General features: G+C 69.0%; 14 protein-coding genes. 4 read left to right on the top strand and 10 right to left on the bottom strand.

What is annotated here, in order from left to right:
- The first annotated feature begins 129 nt into the window (after positions 1-129).
- Complete coding sequence (locus PK606_RS11055; protein ID WP_324563844.1) at positions 130-1,206, top strand: formylglycine-generating enzyme family protein; 1,077 nt, start codon at positions 130-132, stop codon at positions 1,204-1,206.
- A 395-nt stretch (positions 1,207-1,601) separates the two neighbouring features.
- Here PK606_RS11055 and aceA read toward each other — a convergent pair whose 3' ends face one another.
- Together aceA and PK606_RS11045 are read right to left on the bottom strand one after the other, a co-directional pair.
- A complete protein-coding gene (gene aceA / locus PK606_RS11050; RefSeq protein ID WP_324563842.1) occupies positions 1,602-2,930 on the bottom strand; it encodes an isocitrate lyase in 1,329 nt (442 codons plus the stop codon).
- 160 nt (positions 2,931-3,090) lie between these two features.
- Positions 3,091-3,426 (bottom strand): hypothetical protein, encoded by a 336-nt coding sequence (locus PK606_RS11045; RefSeq protein ID WP_324563840.1) that lies wholly within the window; start codon positions 3,424-3,426, stop codon positions 3,091-3,093.
- Positions 3,427-3,530: 104 nt separating this feature from the next.
- Here PK606_RS11045 and PK606_RS11040 point away from each other — a divergent pair, with 104 nt between their 5' ends.
- Together PK606_RS11040 and PK606_RS11035 are read left to right on the top strand one after the other, a co-directional pair.
- Entirely contained in the window at positions 3,531-4,436 is a 906-nt protein-coding gene (locus PK606_RS11040) for a DMT family transporter (protein WP_324563867.1), read from the top strand.
- A gap of 354 nt (positions 4,437-4,790) precedes the next feature.
- A complete protein-coding gene (locus tag PK606_RS11035) occupies positions 4,791-5,162 on the top strand; it encodes an SWIB/MDM2 domain-containing protein (RefSeq protein WP_324563838.1) in 372 nt (123 codons plus the stop codon).
- Positions 5,163-5,238: 76 nt separating this feature from the next.
- Here the strand turns inward: PK606_RS11035 and PK606_RS11030 are convergent, their stop codons facing one another.
- Entirely contained in the window at positions 5,239-6,939 is a 1,701-nt protein-coding gene (locus tag PK606_RS11030) for a thiamine pyrophosphate-binding protein (protein WP_324563836.1), read from the bottom strand.
- A gap of 20 nt (positions 6,940-6,959) precedes the next feature.
- Positions 6,960-8,198 carry an MFS transporter gene (locus tag PK606_RS11025; protein WP_324563834.1) on the bottom strand — a complete coding sequence of 413 codons (1,239 nt, stop codon included), beginning with the start codon at positions 8,196-8,198 and terminating at the stop codon, positions 6,960-6,962.
- A gap of 158 nt (positions 8,199-8,356) precedes the next feature.
- Here PK606_RS11025 and PK606_RS11020 point away from each other — a divergent pair, with 158 nt between their 5' ends.
- The gene (locus tag PK606_RS11020) at positions 8,357-9,352 is read left to right on the top strand and encodes a cation diffusion facilitator family transporter (RefSeq protein WP_324563831.1); all 996 of its coding nucleotides are present in this window, start codon (positions 8,357-8,359) and stop codon (positions 9,350-9,352) included.
- A gap of 25 nt (positions 9,353-9,377) precedes the next feature.
- Here the strand turns inward: PK606_RS11020 and PK606_RS11015 are convergent, their stop codons facing one another.
- From PK606_RS11015 to PK606_RS10990, 6 genes are all read right to left on the bottom strand, one after another.
- Complete coding sequence (locus PK606_RS11015; RefSeq protein WP_324563829.1) at positions 9,378-11,153, bottom strand: thiamine pyrophosphate-binding protein; 1,776 nt, start codon at positions 11,151-11,153, stop codon at positions 9,378-9,380.
- A gap of 15 nt (positions 11,154-11,168) precedes the next feature.
- Complete coding sequence (locus PK606_RS11010; RefSeq protein ID WP_324563828.1) at positions 11,169-12,821, bottom strand: FAD-binding dehydrogenase; 1,653 nt, start codon at positions 12,819-12,821, stop codon at positions 11,169-11,171.
- Between the two features lie 39 nt (positions 12,822-12,860).
- Positions 12,861-14,273, bottom strand: coding sequence for a coniferyl aldehyde dehydrogenase (locus PK606_RS11005; protein WP_324563825.1), 1,413 nt, complete (start codon positions 14,271-14,273; stop codon positions 12,861-12,863).
- Between the two features lie 106 nt (positions 14,274-14,379).
- Entirely contained in the window at positions 14,380-16,995 is a 2,616-nt protein-coding gene (gene clpB / locus PK606_RS11000; protein ID WP_324563823.1) for an ATP-dependent chaperone ClpB, read from the bottom strand.
- A 195-nt stretch (positions 16,996-17,190) separates the two neighbouring features.
- On the bottom strand, positions 17,191-17,733 hold the full coding sequence (locus PK606_RS10995; RefSeq protein ID WP_324563821.1) for a thermonuclease family protein: 543 nt from the start codon (positions 17,731-17,733) through the stop codon (positions 17,191-17,193).
- Positions 17,730-18,236, bottom strand: coding sequence for a molybdenum cofactor biosynthesis protein MoaE (locus tag PK606_RS10990; protein WP_324563819.1), 507 nt, complete (start codon positions 18,234-18,236; stop codon positions 17,730-17,732). Before PK606_RS10990 ends, PK606_RS10995 begins: the two co-directional genes overlap by 4 nt.
- Positions 18,237-18,280 lie beyond the last annotated feature (44 nt).

The raw sequence follows: 18,280 nt of genomic DNA, 5'->3' as shown, positions 1-18,280 counted from the left end.
CGGTGGCGTGCCGGCGGCATGCCTGGCTGCGCCACAATCGATGAAACGCCGCTGGACGTCAACATCGTCACGGTGATCGAGGTTTGTCTGCGTTGACAGGCGCAGACGCTGCTGCCAGCATCCACGCCCATGCCACCACCCGCATCCGCATTCCTGCGCCGCCGCACGCTCGGCCTGTCGGCACTGGGCGCCGCCGCGCTGCTGCTGGCGGGCTGCAGCGCACCGCCTCCACCGGTGTTCGCGCCGGCCCCCATCGTGGTGGCTCCGACCGGCCCGGTCACCGACAGCCTGGGGATCCGTTTCGTGCGCGTACCGGCGGGCGAATTCCTGATGGGCAGCGACGAATCGCCGCAGACGCTGGCGCGCGCGTTCCCGCACGCCGACCCGAGGCGCCTGGGCGACCAGACGGACGAGGCACCGGTGCACCGGGTGCGCATCACGCGCGACTTCTGGCTCGGCGAGCACGCGGTCACGGTGGGCCAGTTCCGTCGTTTTGTCGAGGCCTCCGGCTACGTGCCCGAATCGATCCGTGACGGCACCGGCGGCTACGGCTTCAACCCCAACTACGACCCGGCGCTGACCGAGCGGGGCGATTTGTTCGAGGGACGCGATCCGCGCTATTCCTGGCGCCACACCGGTTTCGCGCAGACCGATAACCATCCGGTGGTCAACGTCACCTGGAACGACGCTGTCGCCATGGCGCGCTGGCTGAGCCAGCGTGAAGGCGTGAGCTACCGCCTGCCGACCGAAGCCGAGTGGGAATACGCGGCGCGCGCCGGCACCCGCACGCGCTACCCGGCCGGCGACGATCCCGCCGTGCTGCAAGGAAGCGCCAACATCTTCGACCGCGAGACCGCGCTGCGCTGGCCGCGCTGGCGCGAACAGGCCGGCAGCGGCAGCGACGGCCACCCCTTCACCGCACCGGCCGGCAGCTTCGCACCCAACGCCTTCGGCCTTTACGACATGATCGGCAACGTCTGGGAGTGGTGCGCCGACTGGTACGGCGAGGACTATTACGCACGCTCGCCGGTCGATGACCCGCCAGGCCCGGCCAGCGGCGAGGTCCGGGTGCGCCGCGGCGGCTCGTGGCACAGCTGGCCGCTGTATTCGCGCGTGGCGTTCCGCAACTGGAACACGCCGGAAACGCGCTACGTGCTCGTCGGCTTCCGGCTGCTGCGCGAAGCCGGAGCAGCCGGCCCGCGTTGACTGCTGCCTGCTGCCGCACCGGCAGCAGCTTGAAGTAAGCTGGGCTCGAGTGCTTGCGCCATGGCGACGCGGATCCGAGGTGTGGCGGGCCGTCGCCTTGGTTGGGGTTAGCTGCGCTCACCGCCGAGCACCGGAACCGCAGTGTTGTGGAAGCGGCTGTGGGAGCGGCGGCAGCCGCGAACTATGCTTGCCGGCAGCAGGCAAAACCATTCGCGGCTGCCGCCGCTCCCACACAGGTGACGGGCCGAGATTTAGCTTGCAGGGCTTGCATCTGCATGCATCCAAGCCAGAAAAATCCAGCCCACGCGCCAGAAAAAAAGAAAGCCACCCTGCGGTGGCTTTCCCGTCTCCTCGCCAAACGACGTCACCGCCGGCCAGCCTTCTTCAGGTGCGGATCAGTGGAACTGCTCTTCCTCGGTCGAGCCCGACAGCGCCTTGACGCTGGACGAGCCGCCCTGGATCACGGTGGTGACGTCGTCGAAGTAGCCGGCGCCGACTTCCTGCTGGTGCGACACGAAGGTGTAGCCCTGCTCGCGTGCGGCGAATTCCGGCTCCTGGATCATCTCGACGTAGTGCTTCATGCCCTCGCCGCGTGCGTAGGCATGGGCGAACTTGAAGGTGTTGTACCAGTTGCTGTGGATGCCGGCCAGCGTGATGAACTGGTACTTGTAGCCCAGCGCCGACAGCTCGTCCTGGAACTTGGCGATGGTCGCGTCGTCCAGGTTGCGCTTCCAGTTGAAGGACGGCGAGCAGTTGTAGGAGAGCAGCTTGCCCGGATGCTTGGCCAGCACCGCCTGCGCGAACTCGCGCGCGAAGCCGAGGTCGGGCGTGCCGGTCTCGCACCACACCAGGTCGGCGTAGGGCGCGTAGGCGACGCCACGGCTGATGGCCTGCTCGAGGCCGTTCTTGACGCGGTAGAAGCCTTCCTGCGTGCGCTCGCCGGTCAGGAACGGCTTGTCGTTGGCGTCGTGGTCGCTGGTGATCAGGTTGGCGGCCTCGGCGTCGGTGCGCGCCAGGATGATGGTCGGCACGCCCATCACGTCGGCGGCGAAGCGCGCGGCGATCAGCTTCTCGCAGGCTTCCTGCGTCGGCACCAGCACCTTGCCGCCCATGTGGCCGCACTTCTTCACCGCCGCCAGCTGGTCCTCGAAGTGCACGCCGGCGGCGCCGGCGGTGATCATGTTCTTCATCAGCTCGAAGGCGTTCAGCACGCCGCCGAAACCAGCCTCGGCATCGGCCACGATGGGCAGGAAGTAGTCGATGAAGTCCTTGTCGCCAGGGCCGACGCCGCGGCCCCACTGGATCTCGTCGGCGCGCTTGAAGGTGTTGTTGATGCGGCGCACCATGGTCGGCACCGAGTCATACGCGTACAGCGACTGGTCGGGGTACATGGTCTCGCTGGTGTTGCCATCGGCGGCGACCTGCCAGCCCGACAGGTACACCGCTTCCAGGCCCGCCTTGGCCTGCTGCATGGCCTGGCCGGCGGTGATGGCGCCGAAGGCGTTGACGTAACCCTTCTTGGCCTCGCCGTTGACCAGGCCCCACAGCTTCTCGGCGCCGCGCTTGGCCAGCGTGTACTCGATCGGCAGGCTGCCGCGCAGGCGCACCACGTCGGCGGCCGAATAGCCGCGCTTGACGCCCTTCCAGCGCGGGTTGCTGGCCCAGTCTTTCTCCAGGGCGGCGATCTGCTGTTCGCGGCTGAGTTGCTCGTTGGTGTTCGGCATGAAAAGCTCCAGTGAGAGGAAGTTGAACAAACTTGGCTGCGGCGATCACGCGCTGCGAACACGCGATGCGTGGCTCCACCGTTGGCCTCGATCATACTCTTGTATAAGACCTGCGCACACTCCTATGTCTTATACAAGAGTAAAATTTTGTCGTTGAATATCAATAACTTGGATGATCAATTTCTTCATATGGGAAAACATTTTCCATATCGAGAAATATTGCGGCGCTGCAGCAATCGTACTTTTCACATCTTAAAGAACAAGTTTTGCAATACGGAATGATGTGGTCATGCTGCACAGGACAGTCACGAGCATCCGTCGGGCTTCGTGCATGATGCGCGCCTGGGGCGATGCCCGAGAAGGTGTGAACGAACCCGCCATGCCCGCTCGTTGCGCCAAAACGGCACCACTCATCGTTACAAATGCTCGCCGTAGCACTCGCTACGTCTGCGCTTTGCGCCTCGATTGGCGCCGTTTTGACGATCCGCTCGAACACGGCGGATTCATTCACACCTTCTGAGCCGGCCAGCCCAGCACGCCGCCGTGACCTCGCCCTTCGTCCCCCGCCGCTCCGTCGCCTATGGCTGCCTGGCCTTGTCGATGATCCTGGTCGGCAGCTACGTGGCTTTGTCGAAGCCGCTGGCGGCGGTGTTTCCGGTGCTGCTGCTGGCCTGGCTGCGCTTCGGCATCGGCGCGCTGGCGATGCTGCACTGGTTGCGCAAGCCGGCCACCGAGCCGGCCCTGACGGCGGCGACCAAGCGGCTGCTGTTTCTCGAATCCTTCCTCGGCAACTTCCTGTTCACGCTGTGCATGATCTACGGCGTCAAGCTGACCTCGGCGGTCTCGGCCGGCGTCATCATGGCCGCCATCCCGGCCGCCGTCGCGGTGCTGTCCTGGCTGTTCCTGCGCGAGCGCGTGCCGCCGCGCGTCTGGGCCGGCGTGGTCTGCGCGGTCGCCGGCATCGGGCTGCTGGCGCTGTCGAAACACGAGATCGGCTCGCCCGGCGCGGGCGTGCAAGCAGCGGCCGCGCCATCGCTGGTCTGGCTGGGCAACCTGCTGCTGGTCTGCGCCGTGCTGTGCGAGGCCAGCTACGCCGTCATCGGCAAGAAGCTCACCGGCAGTCTGAGCCCGCGGCGCATCTCGGCGCTGATCAACCTGTGGGGCTTCGCACTCAGCACGCCGGCGGGCCTGTGGCTGGCCTGGCGCTTCGACTTCGGCGGCGTCGGCGCCGGCAGTTGGCTGCTGCTGGTGTTCTATGCGCTGGCCGCCTGCATGTGGACCGTCTGGTTGTGGATGACCGGGCTCAAGAGCGTGCCCGCCGCGCAGGCGGGCGTGTTCACCGTGCTGCTGCCGATCAGCGCGGCGCTGGTCGGCGTCATCGCGCTGGGTGAACGCCTGAGCGGCCTGCAGTTGTTGGCCTTCGCCGTGGCGCTGGCCGGCGTGCTGCTGGCGACCCTGCCCTCGCGCGCGGCCTGGCGCGTCGGCAGCCGGGGGCGTCCGGGTTGATGCTCGCAAACCATTGGCGCGACAGGGTCGGGACATCTCCCAGGCATGGCCGCCACGTGGCGGCGCCGCAAGAAAGAGAAGCCATGGAACTCGATCGGCGCCAGCGCGCACCCGGCCCTTTCAGCTCATGGCATCCGTGGGCCAACGCGATCCAAGGACGAGTCCGTGGCTCGGACCGGACACCGCAGGGGCAAAAGCCGCGCCGTGCGCTGTAAAAAAAGCAACATTCCCGAGTGAAAAGCAGTACCTCCCCCTTGGAGCCGTGCTATTTATCCACTAGCATCGCGGTCAGCCAGCGGGATGTCTGCATCGAACTGGCCCCGTATCCGATCCCAACAACGAGGAACAGCAACCATGGCAACTGCAACCAAAGCACCCGCGAAGAAAGCGCCGGCCAAGAAGGCGGCGCCGGCGAAGGCGGCCGCCGCACCGGCCAAGAAAGCCGCGTCCGCGAAAACCGCCACCCCGGCCAAGAAGCGCACGCCCAGCGCCGCCTTCATGAAGGCGATGACGCCGAGCCCGGCGCTGGCGGCCGTGATCGGTGCCAAGCCGATGCCGCGTACCGAGGTGACCAAGAAGGTGTGGGAATACATCAAGGCCCACAACCTGCAGGACAGTGCCAACAAGCGCAACATCAACGCCGACGCCAAGCTGAAGGAAGTCTTCAAGAAGCCGCAGGTCACGATGTTCGAGATGACCAAGCTGATCAACGCGCACCTGTCCTGATCCGCTCCCGTCCGGGCCGGCTGGCCCGGAGGCGCGACGAAGCCGGCTCCCACGGGCCGGCTTTTTCTTTCGGCTTTCAGTCGCGTGCGGCCCGCGCCCGCAGCGCCTGCTCGCGGATGCCGCTGAGCGTGCCGCGCGTGGTGATGACCTCGGCGTCCAGCATCACCTCGATCAGGGTTCCTTCCCGGCGCGCCAGCGCCGCGCGCAGCGCCGGCTCGAACTCGTCGGTGCGCGTGATGCACTCGCCGGCATAGCCATAGGCCCGCGCCAGTGCGGCGAAGTCGGGATTGCGCAGTTCCGAACCGCTGACGCGGGCCGGGAACTCGCGCTCCTGGTGCATGCGGATGGTGCCGTAGCTGCCGTTGTTGAGCAGCACGATGATGGTCCTGGCGCCGTGCTGCACGGCGGTGGCCAGTTCCTGCCCGTTCATCAGGAAGTCGCCGTCACCGGCGATGGTGAACACCGTGCGCCCGGTGGCGATCGCCGCCGCGATGCCGGCCGGCACGCCGTAGCCCATGGCGCCATTGGTCGGCGCCAGCTGCGTCTTGTGGCCCCGGGCGATGCCGCGGTAGCGCCAGAAGCGGTGCACCCAGCTGGCGAAGTTGCCGGCGCCGTTGGTCACCACGGCGTCCTCCGGCAGCAGCCGCGCCAGCGTGGCGACGATGGCGGGCATGTCGATCGGTCCCGGCAAGGCCTGCGGCTGCAGGTTGGCCAGGTAGTCGGCATGGGCGGCCGCGGTCCAGTCCTGCCAGTGCACGGCGGCCGACGCCGGCAGCGCGGCCAGCATGGCGGCGGCACCCGGCATGCTGGCGCACACCGCCAGGTCGGCCTGGTAGACCCGGCCGAGTTCGGCCGGGTCGGGATGGATGTGGACCAGCCGCTGCGCCGGCCGTGGCGCCTCAATCAGCGCGTACCCGCCGGTGGTCATCTCGCCCAGCCGCGGACCCACCACCAGCAGCAGGTCGGCCGCGCGCACCCGCTCGGCCAGCCTCGGGTTGATGGCGATGCCGACGTCGCCGGCGTACTGCGGATGGCGGTTGTCGAAGGTGTCCTGGAACCGGAACGCGTTGCCGACCGGCAGGCGCCAGCGTTCGGCGAAGTCCTGCAGGGCCTGCGCGGCGGCCGGGGTCCAGCCGGGACCGCCGGCGATCACCAGCGGGCGCTCGGCGCCGGTGAGCAGGCGCTGCAGCTCCGCCGCCGCCTGTGCATCGCCCTGGTACTGCACCGGCGCCACGCGCGGCAGCGGGCGCGCGTCGACGGCCTGCATCAGCATGTCCTCGGGCAGCACCAGCACCACCGGTCCGGGGCGGCCGTTCATCGCGGTGGCAAACGCCCGGGCGATGTATTCGGGGATGCGGCGCGCATCGTCGATGCGCTCCACGCGCTTGGCCAGCCCTTGCGTGCTGGCGCCGAGGAAGACGCGGAAATCGATCTCCTGGAACGCCTCGCGATCGCGCATGTCACTGGCGACATCGCCGATGAACACCACCATCGGCGTCGAGTCCTGGAATGCCGTGTGGATGCCGACGGTGGCGTTGGTCGCGCCCGGCCCGCGCGTGACGAACAGCACGCCGGGCCGGCCCGTCAGCTTGCCCTCGGCCTCGGCCATGAAGGCGGCACCGCCCTCCTGCCGGCAACTGATGAAGCGCAGCCGGTCCGCGTAGGCGTGAAAGCCGTCCAGCACCGCCAGGTAGCTCTCGCCCGGCACGCCGTAGGCGCGTTGCACGCCTTGCTCGATCAGGCATTCGACGATCAGGTGTCCGGCAAGTTGGCTCATGGATCAGCAAGAAAACAGGTTCAACGAAGATCGGCGCGCTGGCCCACGGCCAGCGCGGCGCCGACCGACAGCAGCAGCAGCAGCGCGGCGACCATCAGCGTAGTGACGTACATGCCGCGGTCCATGAATACGCCGTACAGCGTCGGCGCGATGGCAAAGCCGATGTCCAGCCCCGAATAGACGGTGCCGTACACGCGGCCGGTCGCGCCCTTGGGCGTGGCGCGCTTGATCATCATGTCGCGGCTCGGGCCGCCGACGCCGACGGCGAAGCCGGTCAGCGACAGCACCGCCATCGAGCCGAAGCCGCCCAGCCAGCCGATGCCCGCCAGCGCCAGCAGCAGCGCGCCGATGCCCATCGCCCAGGCCACCACCCGGTCGCTCTGGTCCGGCAGGCGTGCCGCCACGAAGCCGCCGACGAAGACACCGACCGCGCCGCACAGCATGTAGGCCGTCAGCATGGTGGTCGCCGCCTCGAAACTGACCTGGTGCATGGCCTGCATGATCGATGGCGCGAAGTTCTGCACCACCGCCAGCGTCATGGTCGACAGCAGGAAGAAGGCGAAGCACCACCACACCACCGGCAGCCTGAGGAAGGCCACGTCGCTGCGCCGCGACACGCCTTCCGGGCGGCGCACGATCTCGGTGACCAGGTGCTGGCGATGCCGCACCAGCACCGCCAGGATGCACAGGTACATCACGGCGGCTGCCAGGTAGCCGCTGCGCCAGCCCGACCAGGCGGTGAAGAACAGCAGGAACACCGGCGTCAGCGCCCAGCCCAGGTTGCCGCTGAGCCCGTGCGCACTGAAGGCGTAGCCGAGCCGCGCGGTCGACACGCGCTGGTTGAGGATGCTGAAGTCCACCGGGTGGAACGGCGCATTGCCCAGCCCGGCAAACACCGCCACCAGCATCAGCCCGCCGTAGCCCTGGGCGAAATAGCCGGCCAGGCAGGCCAGGATGAAGCACCCGAAGGAGGCGAACAGCACCGGCCGCGCGCCCACCCTGTCGACCAGGAAACCCGACATCGCCTGCCCGGCGCCGGAGATGGCGAAGAACACCGTGCTCAGGAAGCCCAGCTGCGCGAAGCTGAGATCGAACTCGGTCATGAAGATCGGGAACAGCGCCGGCAGCAGCAGGTGGGCGAAATGCGAGCTGGCGTGCGCCAGTCCCACCAGCCCGATCACGCGGGCGTCGTCGCGCAGCGGAACCGGCGCCGGCGGTTCGAGAGGGCCCAGGGAAGCGGACGAGGCAGTGCTGTTCATAGGCCGCGATGCTAGACGAAAGCAGTGTCCCCGGTCGGCGCCTTGCCGGGCACGGCGGCTGCGCAACCGGCCCTGGTTCCGGCCGCGGAACGTTGCAGACGCAGCACCGCGTGGCCGCCGCCGCGCGGCGCGGAGATACTTCGCATCTGGAGTGCTCGATGACGCCGTTCCACTCTTCTCATTCCGACGCCCACCGTGCGCACGCCGGGGCGTCTTCGCACCCGCGCGAGTCGGCGCACGAGCATGGCCACGAACACGGCCACGGGCATGGCCACCCCCACGCCCCGCGCGACTTCAGCCGCGCATTCGCCGTCGGCATCGTGCTCAACCTGGCCTTCGTGGGCGTCGAGGCCTTCTACGGCTGGCGCGTCAACTCGCTGGCGCTGCTGGCCGACGCCGCGCACAACCTGAGCGACGTCGCCGGCCTGGTGCTGGCCTGGGGCGGCGCCTGGGCCGCGCGCATCCGGCCCGACGCGCGCCACACCTATGGCTGGCAGCGCGCCTCGATCCTGGCGGCATTCGCCAACGCCGTGCTGCTGCTGGTGGCGATGGGTTCGCTCGGCTGGGAAGCGGTCCAGCGCCTCGGCGATCCGCGGCCCACGCAGGGCTGGACCATCATCACCGTGGCGGCGATCGGCATCGTCATCAACACCGCGACGGCGCTGCTGTTCATGCGCGGGCGCGAGTCGGACATCAACATCCAGGGCGCCTTCCTGCACATGGCGGCCGACGCGCTGGTGTCGGTCGGCGTGGTGGTCGGCGGCGCGCTCTACCTGTGGCAGGGCTGGGGCTGGCTGGACCCGGTGATGAGCCTGGTGATCGCGCTGGTCATCGTGTGGGGCACCTGGGGCCTGCTGCGCGAATCGACGCACCTGCTGTTCGACGGTGTGCCGGCGCAGGTCGACGCGGCCGCCGTGCGCGCCTACCTGGCGGCCCTGCCCGGCGTGGCCCGCGTGCACGACCCGCACATCTGGGCCATGAGCACGACCCAGGTGGCACTGTCGGCGCACCTGATCGTGCCCGCCGGCCAGGCCGGCGACGCGCTGCTGCACGAAGCGAGCCAGGATCTGACGGCGCACTATCACATCGATCACGTGACGCTGCAGCTGTCGACCGAAGCCATTCAGCCGATGTGCGACGCGGCGCCGGATTGAACCCGGAAACGCCGGCTGCGCCCGCTCAGGAGAAGTACTTGCGCGCCACCAGCCGCCGGACGAAGCGCAGCTTCTGGCCCAGCGGAAAGCCGCTGAAGTTGGTCTGCGTGGTGCCGAGCGTGAAGGCCGTGGGCTTGCCGTAGTCGATCGCCACGTCCACGATCACCGGCCGGCCCTGCGCCGCCAGTTCGCGTGCCTGCGCGATCGCCGCTGCCGCGCCGGCGTTGTCCGGCAGCGCCACGTAGGCGGCGCCGGTGGCCTGGGCCACGCCGGCCAGGTCGATCGACTGGCCGAGTTCGGTGCAGGTCAGGCGCTGGTACGGGCGCTGCTGCGCCTGCGCGATCTGCGACAGCGCACCGTCCTTGAAGACGTGGAACACCACGCCGAGCCGGTTGGCGGCGGCGGTCATGATCTCCATGCAGGTCATGGCAAAGCAGCCGTCGCCGACGATCACCGCGACCTCGCGATCGGGCGCCGCCAGCTTGGCCCCGATGCCGGCCGGCACCGCGTAGCCCATGGCGTTGAAATCGGTCGGCGTGATCAGCTGGCTGCCCTGCGGCTGCGGATAAAGCTCGGCCGCCAGGAAGGTGTGGTTGCCGTCGTCCAGCACCGTGATGCTGCCGGCTGGCATCTGCTCGCGCAGCGCGGCGAAGAAGCGCGCCGGGTTGACCCGATCGCCGCTGTCGTGGTCGAGCCACGCCTTCAGGTAGGCGGCCTTGTCCTGCGCGATCTGCTGCCGCAGCGCCTGCCTGGCCTCAGCGGCAGGAGGCTCAGGCGCCCGCTGCTGCAACGCCGACAGCAGGGCTGACAGCACCACCTGCGCATCCCCTTCGATCGCCACCCGCGCCGGGTAGTTGGCGTTGAACACCTCGGGGTCGATGTCCACGTGCACCAGCTCGGCCGGCACCTGGGCGCCGAAGCTGCCGGTCGGAATTTCCGAGAAGCGCGTGCCCACCGCCAGCAGCGCGTCGCAGCGCCTGAAGGCGTTGCGCGCCGCCGGCACCGCCGAGCGGCTGAAGCCGAAGCCGGCGTGCAGCCCATGGTCGCCCGGAAACACCGCCAGCCCCTGCAGCGTGGTGCTGACCGGCGCATTCAGCAACTCGGCCAGCTCGATCAGCTGCGCCTGCGCGTGGCGCGCGCCCCAGCCGGCGAAGATGCCGACCTGCCTGGCGCGCGCCAGCAGTTCGGCCGCCTGGCTGATCACCGTCGCCTCGGGCGCCGCCGACAGCGCGGGCGCCTGCCACGCGGGCGGCTCGTTCACGCTGCCGGAGAACAGCTGCAGGTTGACCGGAATCTCGACCAGCACCGGCCCCGGGAAACCGCTCGTCGCCAGCCGATAGGCCTCGAAGATGGTCGGCACCACCTGGTCCAGGCTCATGACGCGGAACGCCGCCTTGGTGAAACCGCGGGCGACCTCCAGCTGGTCGACGCCGTGCAGCTTGAAGCGCTGCGGCGTGTCGGTGCGGATGCCGCCGGTGATCACCAGCATCGGGATGCCACCCAGAAACGCCTCGCCGATGCCGCTGGCCGCGTGCGTCAGCCCGGCGGCGGGCACGATCAGCAGCGTACCGATCGCCCGCCCCGCCCCTTGCGCGCCCAGGCCGCCCCAGTTGATGCGGCTGAAGGCATCGGCCATGAAGGCGCCGCCGCCCTCGTGCGTGACCAGCAGCGGCGTGATCTGCGACGAATTGGCGACCTCGTCGTACAGCTCAGTGTTGTGCACCCCGGGAATGCCGAAGGTGTGCGTGATGCCGAGTTGCTCGAGCGCGTGCACGGCGAGTTGGGCGGCGGTTTTCTTCATGGCTCGAGTATCCGGTCAGGCGATGGCCCGCGCCGCGCGCTGGGCCGAGTAGATGCAGCCGCCGAGGAAAGTCCCTTCGAGCCCGCGCAGCCCGTTCATGCCGCCGCCGCCAAAGCCGGCTGCTTCGCCGATGGCGTAGAGGCCGGCGATGGGCTGGTCGCCGGCATCCAGCACCCGGCTGCGAAGATCGGTCCGGATGCCGCCCAGGCTCTTGCGGCTGATCAGGGACAGACGGATCGCGATCAGGGGCATGGCGCCGGCGTCGAGGATGCGCGCCGCCTTGCAAGTGCGCAGGCGGTCGCCCTTCCACTGGCGCAGCTCGGCGATGCGCCGGCGCTGCTCGTCCTGACTGGCGGCGCCCTTGGCCACTTCGGCGTCGTAATGCGCCACCACGGCGCGCAGCGTGTCGGCACGCACCTCCGGCGTGCCTTGCAGCGTGTTCATCCGCTCGGCCAGCTCATCTAGCGTACGCGCCGTCACCACGTCGGTGCTGTGCGCCAGCACCTCGTCCAGCAGCCAGCGGTTGCCCAGCAGCAGGTCGCGCACGAAGCCCAGCTTGCTGCGGTCGCGGATGCTGGGGTTGAACTCGGCGCCCGAGATCGCCAGTTCCTTCAGCGCGATGCGGCGGTTCATGAGCTGCCACGACGTGCCGCCCGGCTGCGCGCAGATCCGCGTCACCAGATCGCGCGTGTCGAAGCCGCTCACCAGCGGCGGCACGATGCGCTCGCCGCGCGCGTTCAGCCACAGCGCCGACTTCGGCGGCACCAGCGACAGGCCATGAAGCGGCTTGCGCGGCCGCCAGTGCGCGATGCCTGCGGCGTAGTTCCACTGGTTCTGCAGGTGCGTCAGCTGCCCGCCGACGGCCTGGGTGGCGCGGTGCAGCGTGCCGTCGGCGTGCTGGTGCGAGCCGTTCAGCAGGCTGGCGGGCGCCTCGCCGCCCCAGTCCGCATGCCAATGCTGGCGCGCCACGCTCAGGTCGCCACCGTTGATGCCGCCGGCGGCGATCACGACCTGCGGCGCATGGGCCTCGAAGTCCTGCTTGCCACCCTCGCCCCGACCTTCGATCACGCCGCGGCAGCCGATGACGGCACCGCCCGCCGTCAGCAGCTCCTCGACCTTGTGGCCGAAGTGCAGCGCGAGGCGACCGCGCTTCGGATGTCGCTCCAGCACGCTCAGCAGCGTCGCCACCAGACCCTGCCCCGTGCCCCAGACGACATGCCAGCGCGGCACCGAGTTGCCGCGCGCAGCGCCGCTCGCGCCCGGCCCCATGCCGCGTTCGACCCACAGCGGCAGCGGCAGGAAGCGCACGCCCTGGCCGGTGAGCCAGTGATACAGGTGCTCGAGCGAATCGTTGACGTAGTGCTCGGCCCAGCGGCACGGCCAGTAAGACGGGTGTCCCGGCTCGCTGCTGGCGGGATCGAAGTCGCCGAAGGCAAGCCAGTCCTGCAGCGCCAGTTCGGGCGAATCGCGCAGCTTCTGCCGCCTTTGCAGCGGCGTATCAACCATCAGCAGGCCGCCGAAGCTCTCCCTCGCCAGGCCGCCGAAGTTGCCTGGCGTGTCGCGGTCCAGCAGCAGCACGCGCCGGCCAGTATCCAGCAGCTGCAGCGCGCAGACGATGCCGGCCAGGCCGCCGCCGATGATGAGCACGTCAGCCTCGTGGTGTTGCATACGGGCATCCTCGTCGCAGGCGCTGGCCGGTTGATGGAACTACAGCAAGCGGCGGATGAATGCCATCACCCGGTCGAAGCGCGTGCCATAGGGTGGGTAGAGCAGCCGCCCCGCCGCCCAGCGCGATTGCACGAACACGCTCTTCTGGTGCGTGAAGCGCAGGAAACCGGTTTCACCGTGGTAGGCGCCCAGCCCGCTTTCGCCGACGCCGCCGAACGGCAGGCCGTCGTGCGCGATGTGCAGCAGGGTGTCGTTCACCGTCACGCCGCCGCTGACGCTGCCGCGCAGCACCGCCTCGCGCGCCGCGTGGTCGTCGCCGAACCAGTACAGCGCCAGCGGGCGCTCGCCGGCGTTGATGTGGGCCACGGCGTCCTGCGCGCAGTCGCAGGGCAGCACGGGCAGGATGGGGCCGAAGATCTCCTCCTGCATCAGCCGCAGCTGCGGCGTGGCGCCGAAGACCAGTGTGGGGGGCATCTGTCGTAGCGCGTCGCCGTCCGTGCCCGAGGTGACCGGCGCCGCCACGTCCTCCACCGTCGCACCGGCCGCGCGCGCTTCGTCCAGCAGCGCCTGCAGACGCGCATGATGCCGTTCAGTGACGATGGCGGCGTAGTCCGGATTGCCGTCGATACGGGGAAACAGCTGCGCCACCGCCGCCCGGTAGGCTTGCGCGAAGGCCTGCTCGCGCCCGCGCGGCAGCAGCAGGTAGTCGGGTGCGATGCAGGTCTGGCCGCCGTTGAGCAGCTTGCCATGGGCGATCTTCAGCGCGGCGCCTTCCAGGTCGGTGCACGAGGCATCGACGATGCAGGGCGACTTGCCGCCCAGCTCCAGCGTGGTTGGCGTCAGGTTGCGCGCCGCCGCCTCGGCCACCTTGCGGCCGACGGCGGTGGAGCCGGTGAAGAACAGGTGGTCGAACGGCAGCGCAGCAAACTCGGCCGCCACTTCCGCACCGCCCTGCACCACCGTGAACTCATCGGGTGCGAAATACGCCGCCACCAGTTGGGCCAGCAGCGCCGAGGTGTGCGGCGTGATCTCGCTGGGTTTGAGCATCACCCGGTTGCCGGCCGCCAGCGCAGCGGCGGCCGGCCCCAGGGTGAGCTGCAGCGGGTAGTTCCAGGGCCCGATGATGCCGACCACGCCGAGCGGCTGGCGCTTGATGTGCCCACGCCCGGGCATCAGGTACAGCGGCGTGCGCACCCGGCGCGGCCGCGACCAGCGCGCCAGGTTGCGCCGCAGGTCGCCCAGCATGGCACGCAGCAGGAACAGGTCGGAGATCTCGGTCAGGCGCCGGCCGCGGATGCCGAAATCGGCCTGGACGGCACCACTGAGTTCGGCCTGCCGCTCGTCCAGCAGACGCGCCAGGCGCGCCAGCCGGTCGTGTCGCTCGGCCAGGCTGGGCGGCTCGGCGCTGCGCGAGCGCGCGCGCTGCGCCTGGAACAGATCTTGGACAGTCATGGCAACGCCTCCGATGGCGGGATGCATGCAACCCAGTGTGCCAAAAGAAAACGCGCCCAACTTGTCGCGGGCGCGTCTCATGTGGGTGACAGGACCAGGCAGCCGATCAGGCCAGGGCTGCTTCGGTGCCGGCGCTGAACTGGAACACCCCCGGCTCCTTGATCGGATCGACACTGACCTCGATCACCGACTTGGGCGGGAACTGCCCTTCCAGCAGCGCCTTCGACAGCGGGTTCTCGATGCGCTGCTGGATCGCACGCTTCAGCGGCCGCGCGCCGAACACCGGGTCAAAGCCGACCTTGGCCAGTTCCTCCAGCGCCTGCTCGGACACGTTCAGCTGCAGATCCATCTTGGCCAGCCGCTCGCTCAGCACCTTCAGCTGGATCCTCGCGATGGCGCCGATCTGCGCCGCATCCAGGCCATGGAACACCACGATCTCGTCGATCCGATTCAGGAACTCGGGCCGGAAGTGGTTCTTCAACTCGCCGAACACCGCGTCCTTGATGTCGTCGTAAGGCTGCCCGGCCATGCTCTGGATCATGGGCGAGCCGATGTTGCTGGTCATGATGATGACCGTGTTCTTGAAGTCCACCGTGCGGCCCTGGCCGTCGGTGAGCCGCCCGTCGTCGAGCACCTGCAGCAGCACGTTGAACACGTCGGGGTGCGCCTTCTCGACCTCGTCGAACAGGATCACGCTGTAGGGCTTGCGGCGCACGGCTTCGGTCAGGTAGCCACCTTCGTCGTAGCCGACGTAGCCGGGTGGCGCGCCGATCAGGCGGGCCACGGAGTGTTTTTCCATGAACTCGCTCATGTCGATGCGCACCATGTGCTCCTCGCTGTCGAACAAAAAGCCCGCCAGCGCCTTGGTCAGCTCGGTCTTGCCGACGCCCGTGGGGCCGAGGAACAGGAACGAGCCGAGCGGCCGGTTCGGGTCCGAAAGCCCCGAGCGCGAGCGGCGGATGGCGTTGGCCACGGCCGAAATCGCCTCGTCCTGGCCCACCACACGCTCATGCAGGCGCTCTTCCATGCGCAACAGCTTCTCGCGTTCGCCGGTCATCATCTTGCTGACCGGGATGCCGGTCGCGCGCGAGACCACCTCGGCGATCTCCTCGGCGCCGACCTCGGTGCGCAGCAGCTTGTGCCCCTTGCCCTGGGCTTCGGCATCCTGCTCGCTGGTCTGCGCCTCGTGCAGCTGCTTTTCCAGCGCCGGCAGCTTGCCGTACTGCAGCTCGGCCACCTGGTTGAAGTCGCCCTTGCGGGTGGCTTCCTGCATCTGAAACTTGATCTGCTCGATCTCCTTGCGGATCTGCTCGCTGCCCTGGGCACTGGCCTTCTCAGCCTTCCAGATTTCGTCCAGGTCGGCGTATTCCTTCTCCAGCGCCGCCAGGTCTTCCTCGATCAGCTGCAGGCGCTTGCGCGAGGCCTCGTCGGTCTCCTTCTTCACCGCCTCGCGCTCGATCTTGAGCTGGATCATGCGGCGGTCGAGCCGGTCCATCACCTCCGGCTTGGAGTCGATCTCGATCTTGATTTTGGCCGCCGCCTCGTCGATCAGGTCGATCGCCTTGTCGGGCAGGAAGCGGTCGGTGATGTAGCGCTGGCTCAACTCGGCCGCGGCCACGATGGCCGGGTCGGTGATGTCGACACCGTGGTGCGCCTCGTAGCGCTCCTGCAGGCCGCGCAGGATGGCGATGGTGTCCTCCACGCTCGGCTCGCCCACCAGCACCTTCTGGAAACGCCGCTCCAGCGCCGCATCCTTCTCGATGTACTTGCGGTATTCGTCCAGCGTGGTGGCGCCGATGCAGTGCAGCTCGCCGCGCGCCAGCGCGGGCTTCAGCATGTTGCCGGCGTCGATGGCCCCTTCGGCCTTGCCGGCGCCGACCATGGTGTGCAGCTCGTCGATGAACAGGATGATGCGGCCCTCTTCGTGCGCGACTTCCTTCAGCACCGCCTTCAGGCGTTCCTCGAACTCGCCGCGGTACTTGGCGCCGGCCAGCAGGCCCGCCATGTCGAGCACCAGCACCTGCTTGTTCTTCAGCGTGTCGGGCACCTCGCCGGCGACGATGCGCTGCGCCAGGCCTTCAACGATGGCGGTCTTGCCGACGCCCGGCTCGCCGATCAGCACCGGGTTGTTCTTGCTGCGCCGCTGCAGCACCTGGATCGCGCGGCGAATCTCGTCGTCGCGGCCGATCACCGGATCCAGCTTGCCCAGGCGTGCGCGCTCGGTCAAATCGAGCGTGTATTTCTTCAGCGCCTCGCGCTGGCTCTCGCCCTCGGCCGAATCCATGGTCTGGCCGCCGCGCACGGCGTCGATCGCCGCTTCCAGGCTCTTGCGCGCCAGGCCGGCTTCCTTGGCGATGCGCGCGGCCTCGCCCTTGGCGTCGGCGAGCGCCAGCAGGAACATCTCGCTCGGCACGAACTGGTCGCCGCGCTTGATGCTTTCCTTCTCGGTCGCCTGCAGCAGGCGGATCAGGTCGGGCCCCGGCTGCACCTGTTCCTGGCCCTGCACCTGCGGCAGGCGCTTGACGGCTGCCTCGATCTCCTGCGCCAGCCGGCCGGTGTTGACGCCGGCGCGCGCCAGCAGCGCTTTCGGCCCTTCCTCCTGGCGCAGCATGGCGGCCAGCAGGTGTTCCGGCTGGATGTAGGCGTGGTCATTGCCGAGTGCCAGCGACTGCGCGTCGGCCAGGGCTTCCTGGAACTTGGTGGTGAGTTTGTCGAGTCTCATGCTTTGTTGATGGTGTCAGGAGCCGCAATGGCCCGATGTCAAAGCATATGCCGGCACGGTGGGTGTTTTCAAGCGGCCGGCGGCGTCAGTCGGCTGGCACCCGCGCAGCGGTGAGCGCGCTGTTAGCGACGAATCGACCAGGGTGACGCGGTATTCGCGGCTACGCCGTTCACGGGCACCGAGGCGCAGATCCGATCAGCGTGCCGGCGTCAGGCAGGGGCCGTGGCGGCGCCGGAATTCCGACGGCGTCTCGGGCCAGCGCTCGGCGAACACGCCGCGATCGGCATGGCGGGCCGTCGCCTCCTCGCGCCAGTAGCGGCCCAGGCTGCCTCGGTAGCCCTCGCTCCAGGCCCAGCCCTGGCTGACCAGTTGCGCCGCCACGTCGGCCTGGTCGCTCTGGCGCAGCACCGTCGCCACCGCGCGGCCGTAGCGGTCGTAGGCCCACACGGTGACCTGCACGCGCTGATCCAGCGCCAGCGCCTGCATCGCCGCGCGCGACTCGGGGCCAAGGCTCTGGCAGATCTCGGGTGCGTCGATGCCGTCCAGGCGCAGGCGCACGCGTCGGCCACCCGCGTCGGGCCGAACCCAGATCGAGTCGCCGTCCACCACGTGGGTCACGCGTGCCGCCCAGGCCAGCCCGAGTTCAGGCCGCTGCCCGTCCTGCGCCTGCGCCGTGCCGGGCGCCAGCAGCAGGGCCGCCAGCGCCGCCGCGACCAGATGCCAGCCTGCCCGCCTCACGCGTTGGTCGCCGCGATGCCCCAGCGTGCCAGCGCGGCATCGTCGCTCACGCGCGCATCGACCCAGCGCGCGCCCTCCGGGGTTTCCTCCTTCTTCCAGAATGGCGCCTGGGTCTTCAGGTAGTCCATCAGGAACTCGCAGGCCTGGAAGCTCTCGCCGCGGTGCGCCGAAGTCACGGCCACCAGCACGATCTGGTCCTCGGGTTGCAGCAGGCCGATCCGGTGAATCACGCGCACCCGGTACACATCGAAACGACGGCAGGCCTCATCGATCATGGCCTCGATGGCCTTCTCGGTCATGCCAGGGTAATGCTCCAGCTCCATCGATGCCACGCTGGCCACATCGGGCGCACCGGCGGCGGCCAACTCAGCCGGATGGCGATCCCGCACGGTGCCCACGAAAGCGCAGACGGCGCCCACGCGCGCATCGCCGGCGCGCAGCGCGGCCACCTCGGCGCTCAGGTCGAAATCCTGTGGCTGAATCGAAACACGCGGCTGGCTCATGGCGGCATTCTGCCCTGCGCGCATGAGCGCCGTCTGCGCCACGG

It is taken from the genome of Ottowia sp. (genome assembly GCF_035444425.1).
Lineage (GTDB): Bacteria > Pseudomonadota > Gammaproteobacteria > Burkholderiales > Burkholderiaceae_C > Ottowia.
Note: the sequence above shows the minus strand (reverse complement) of the source record. Positions and strands in the feature narration are given on the sequence as shown.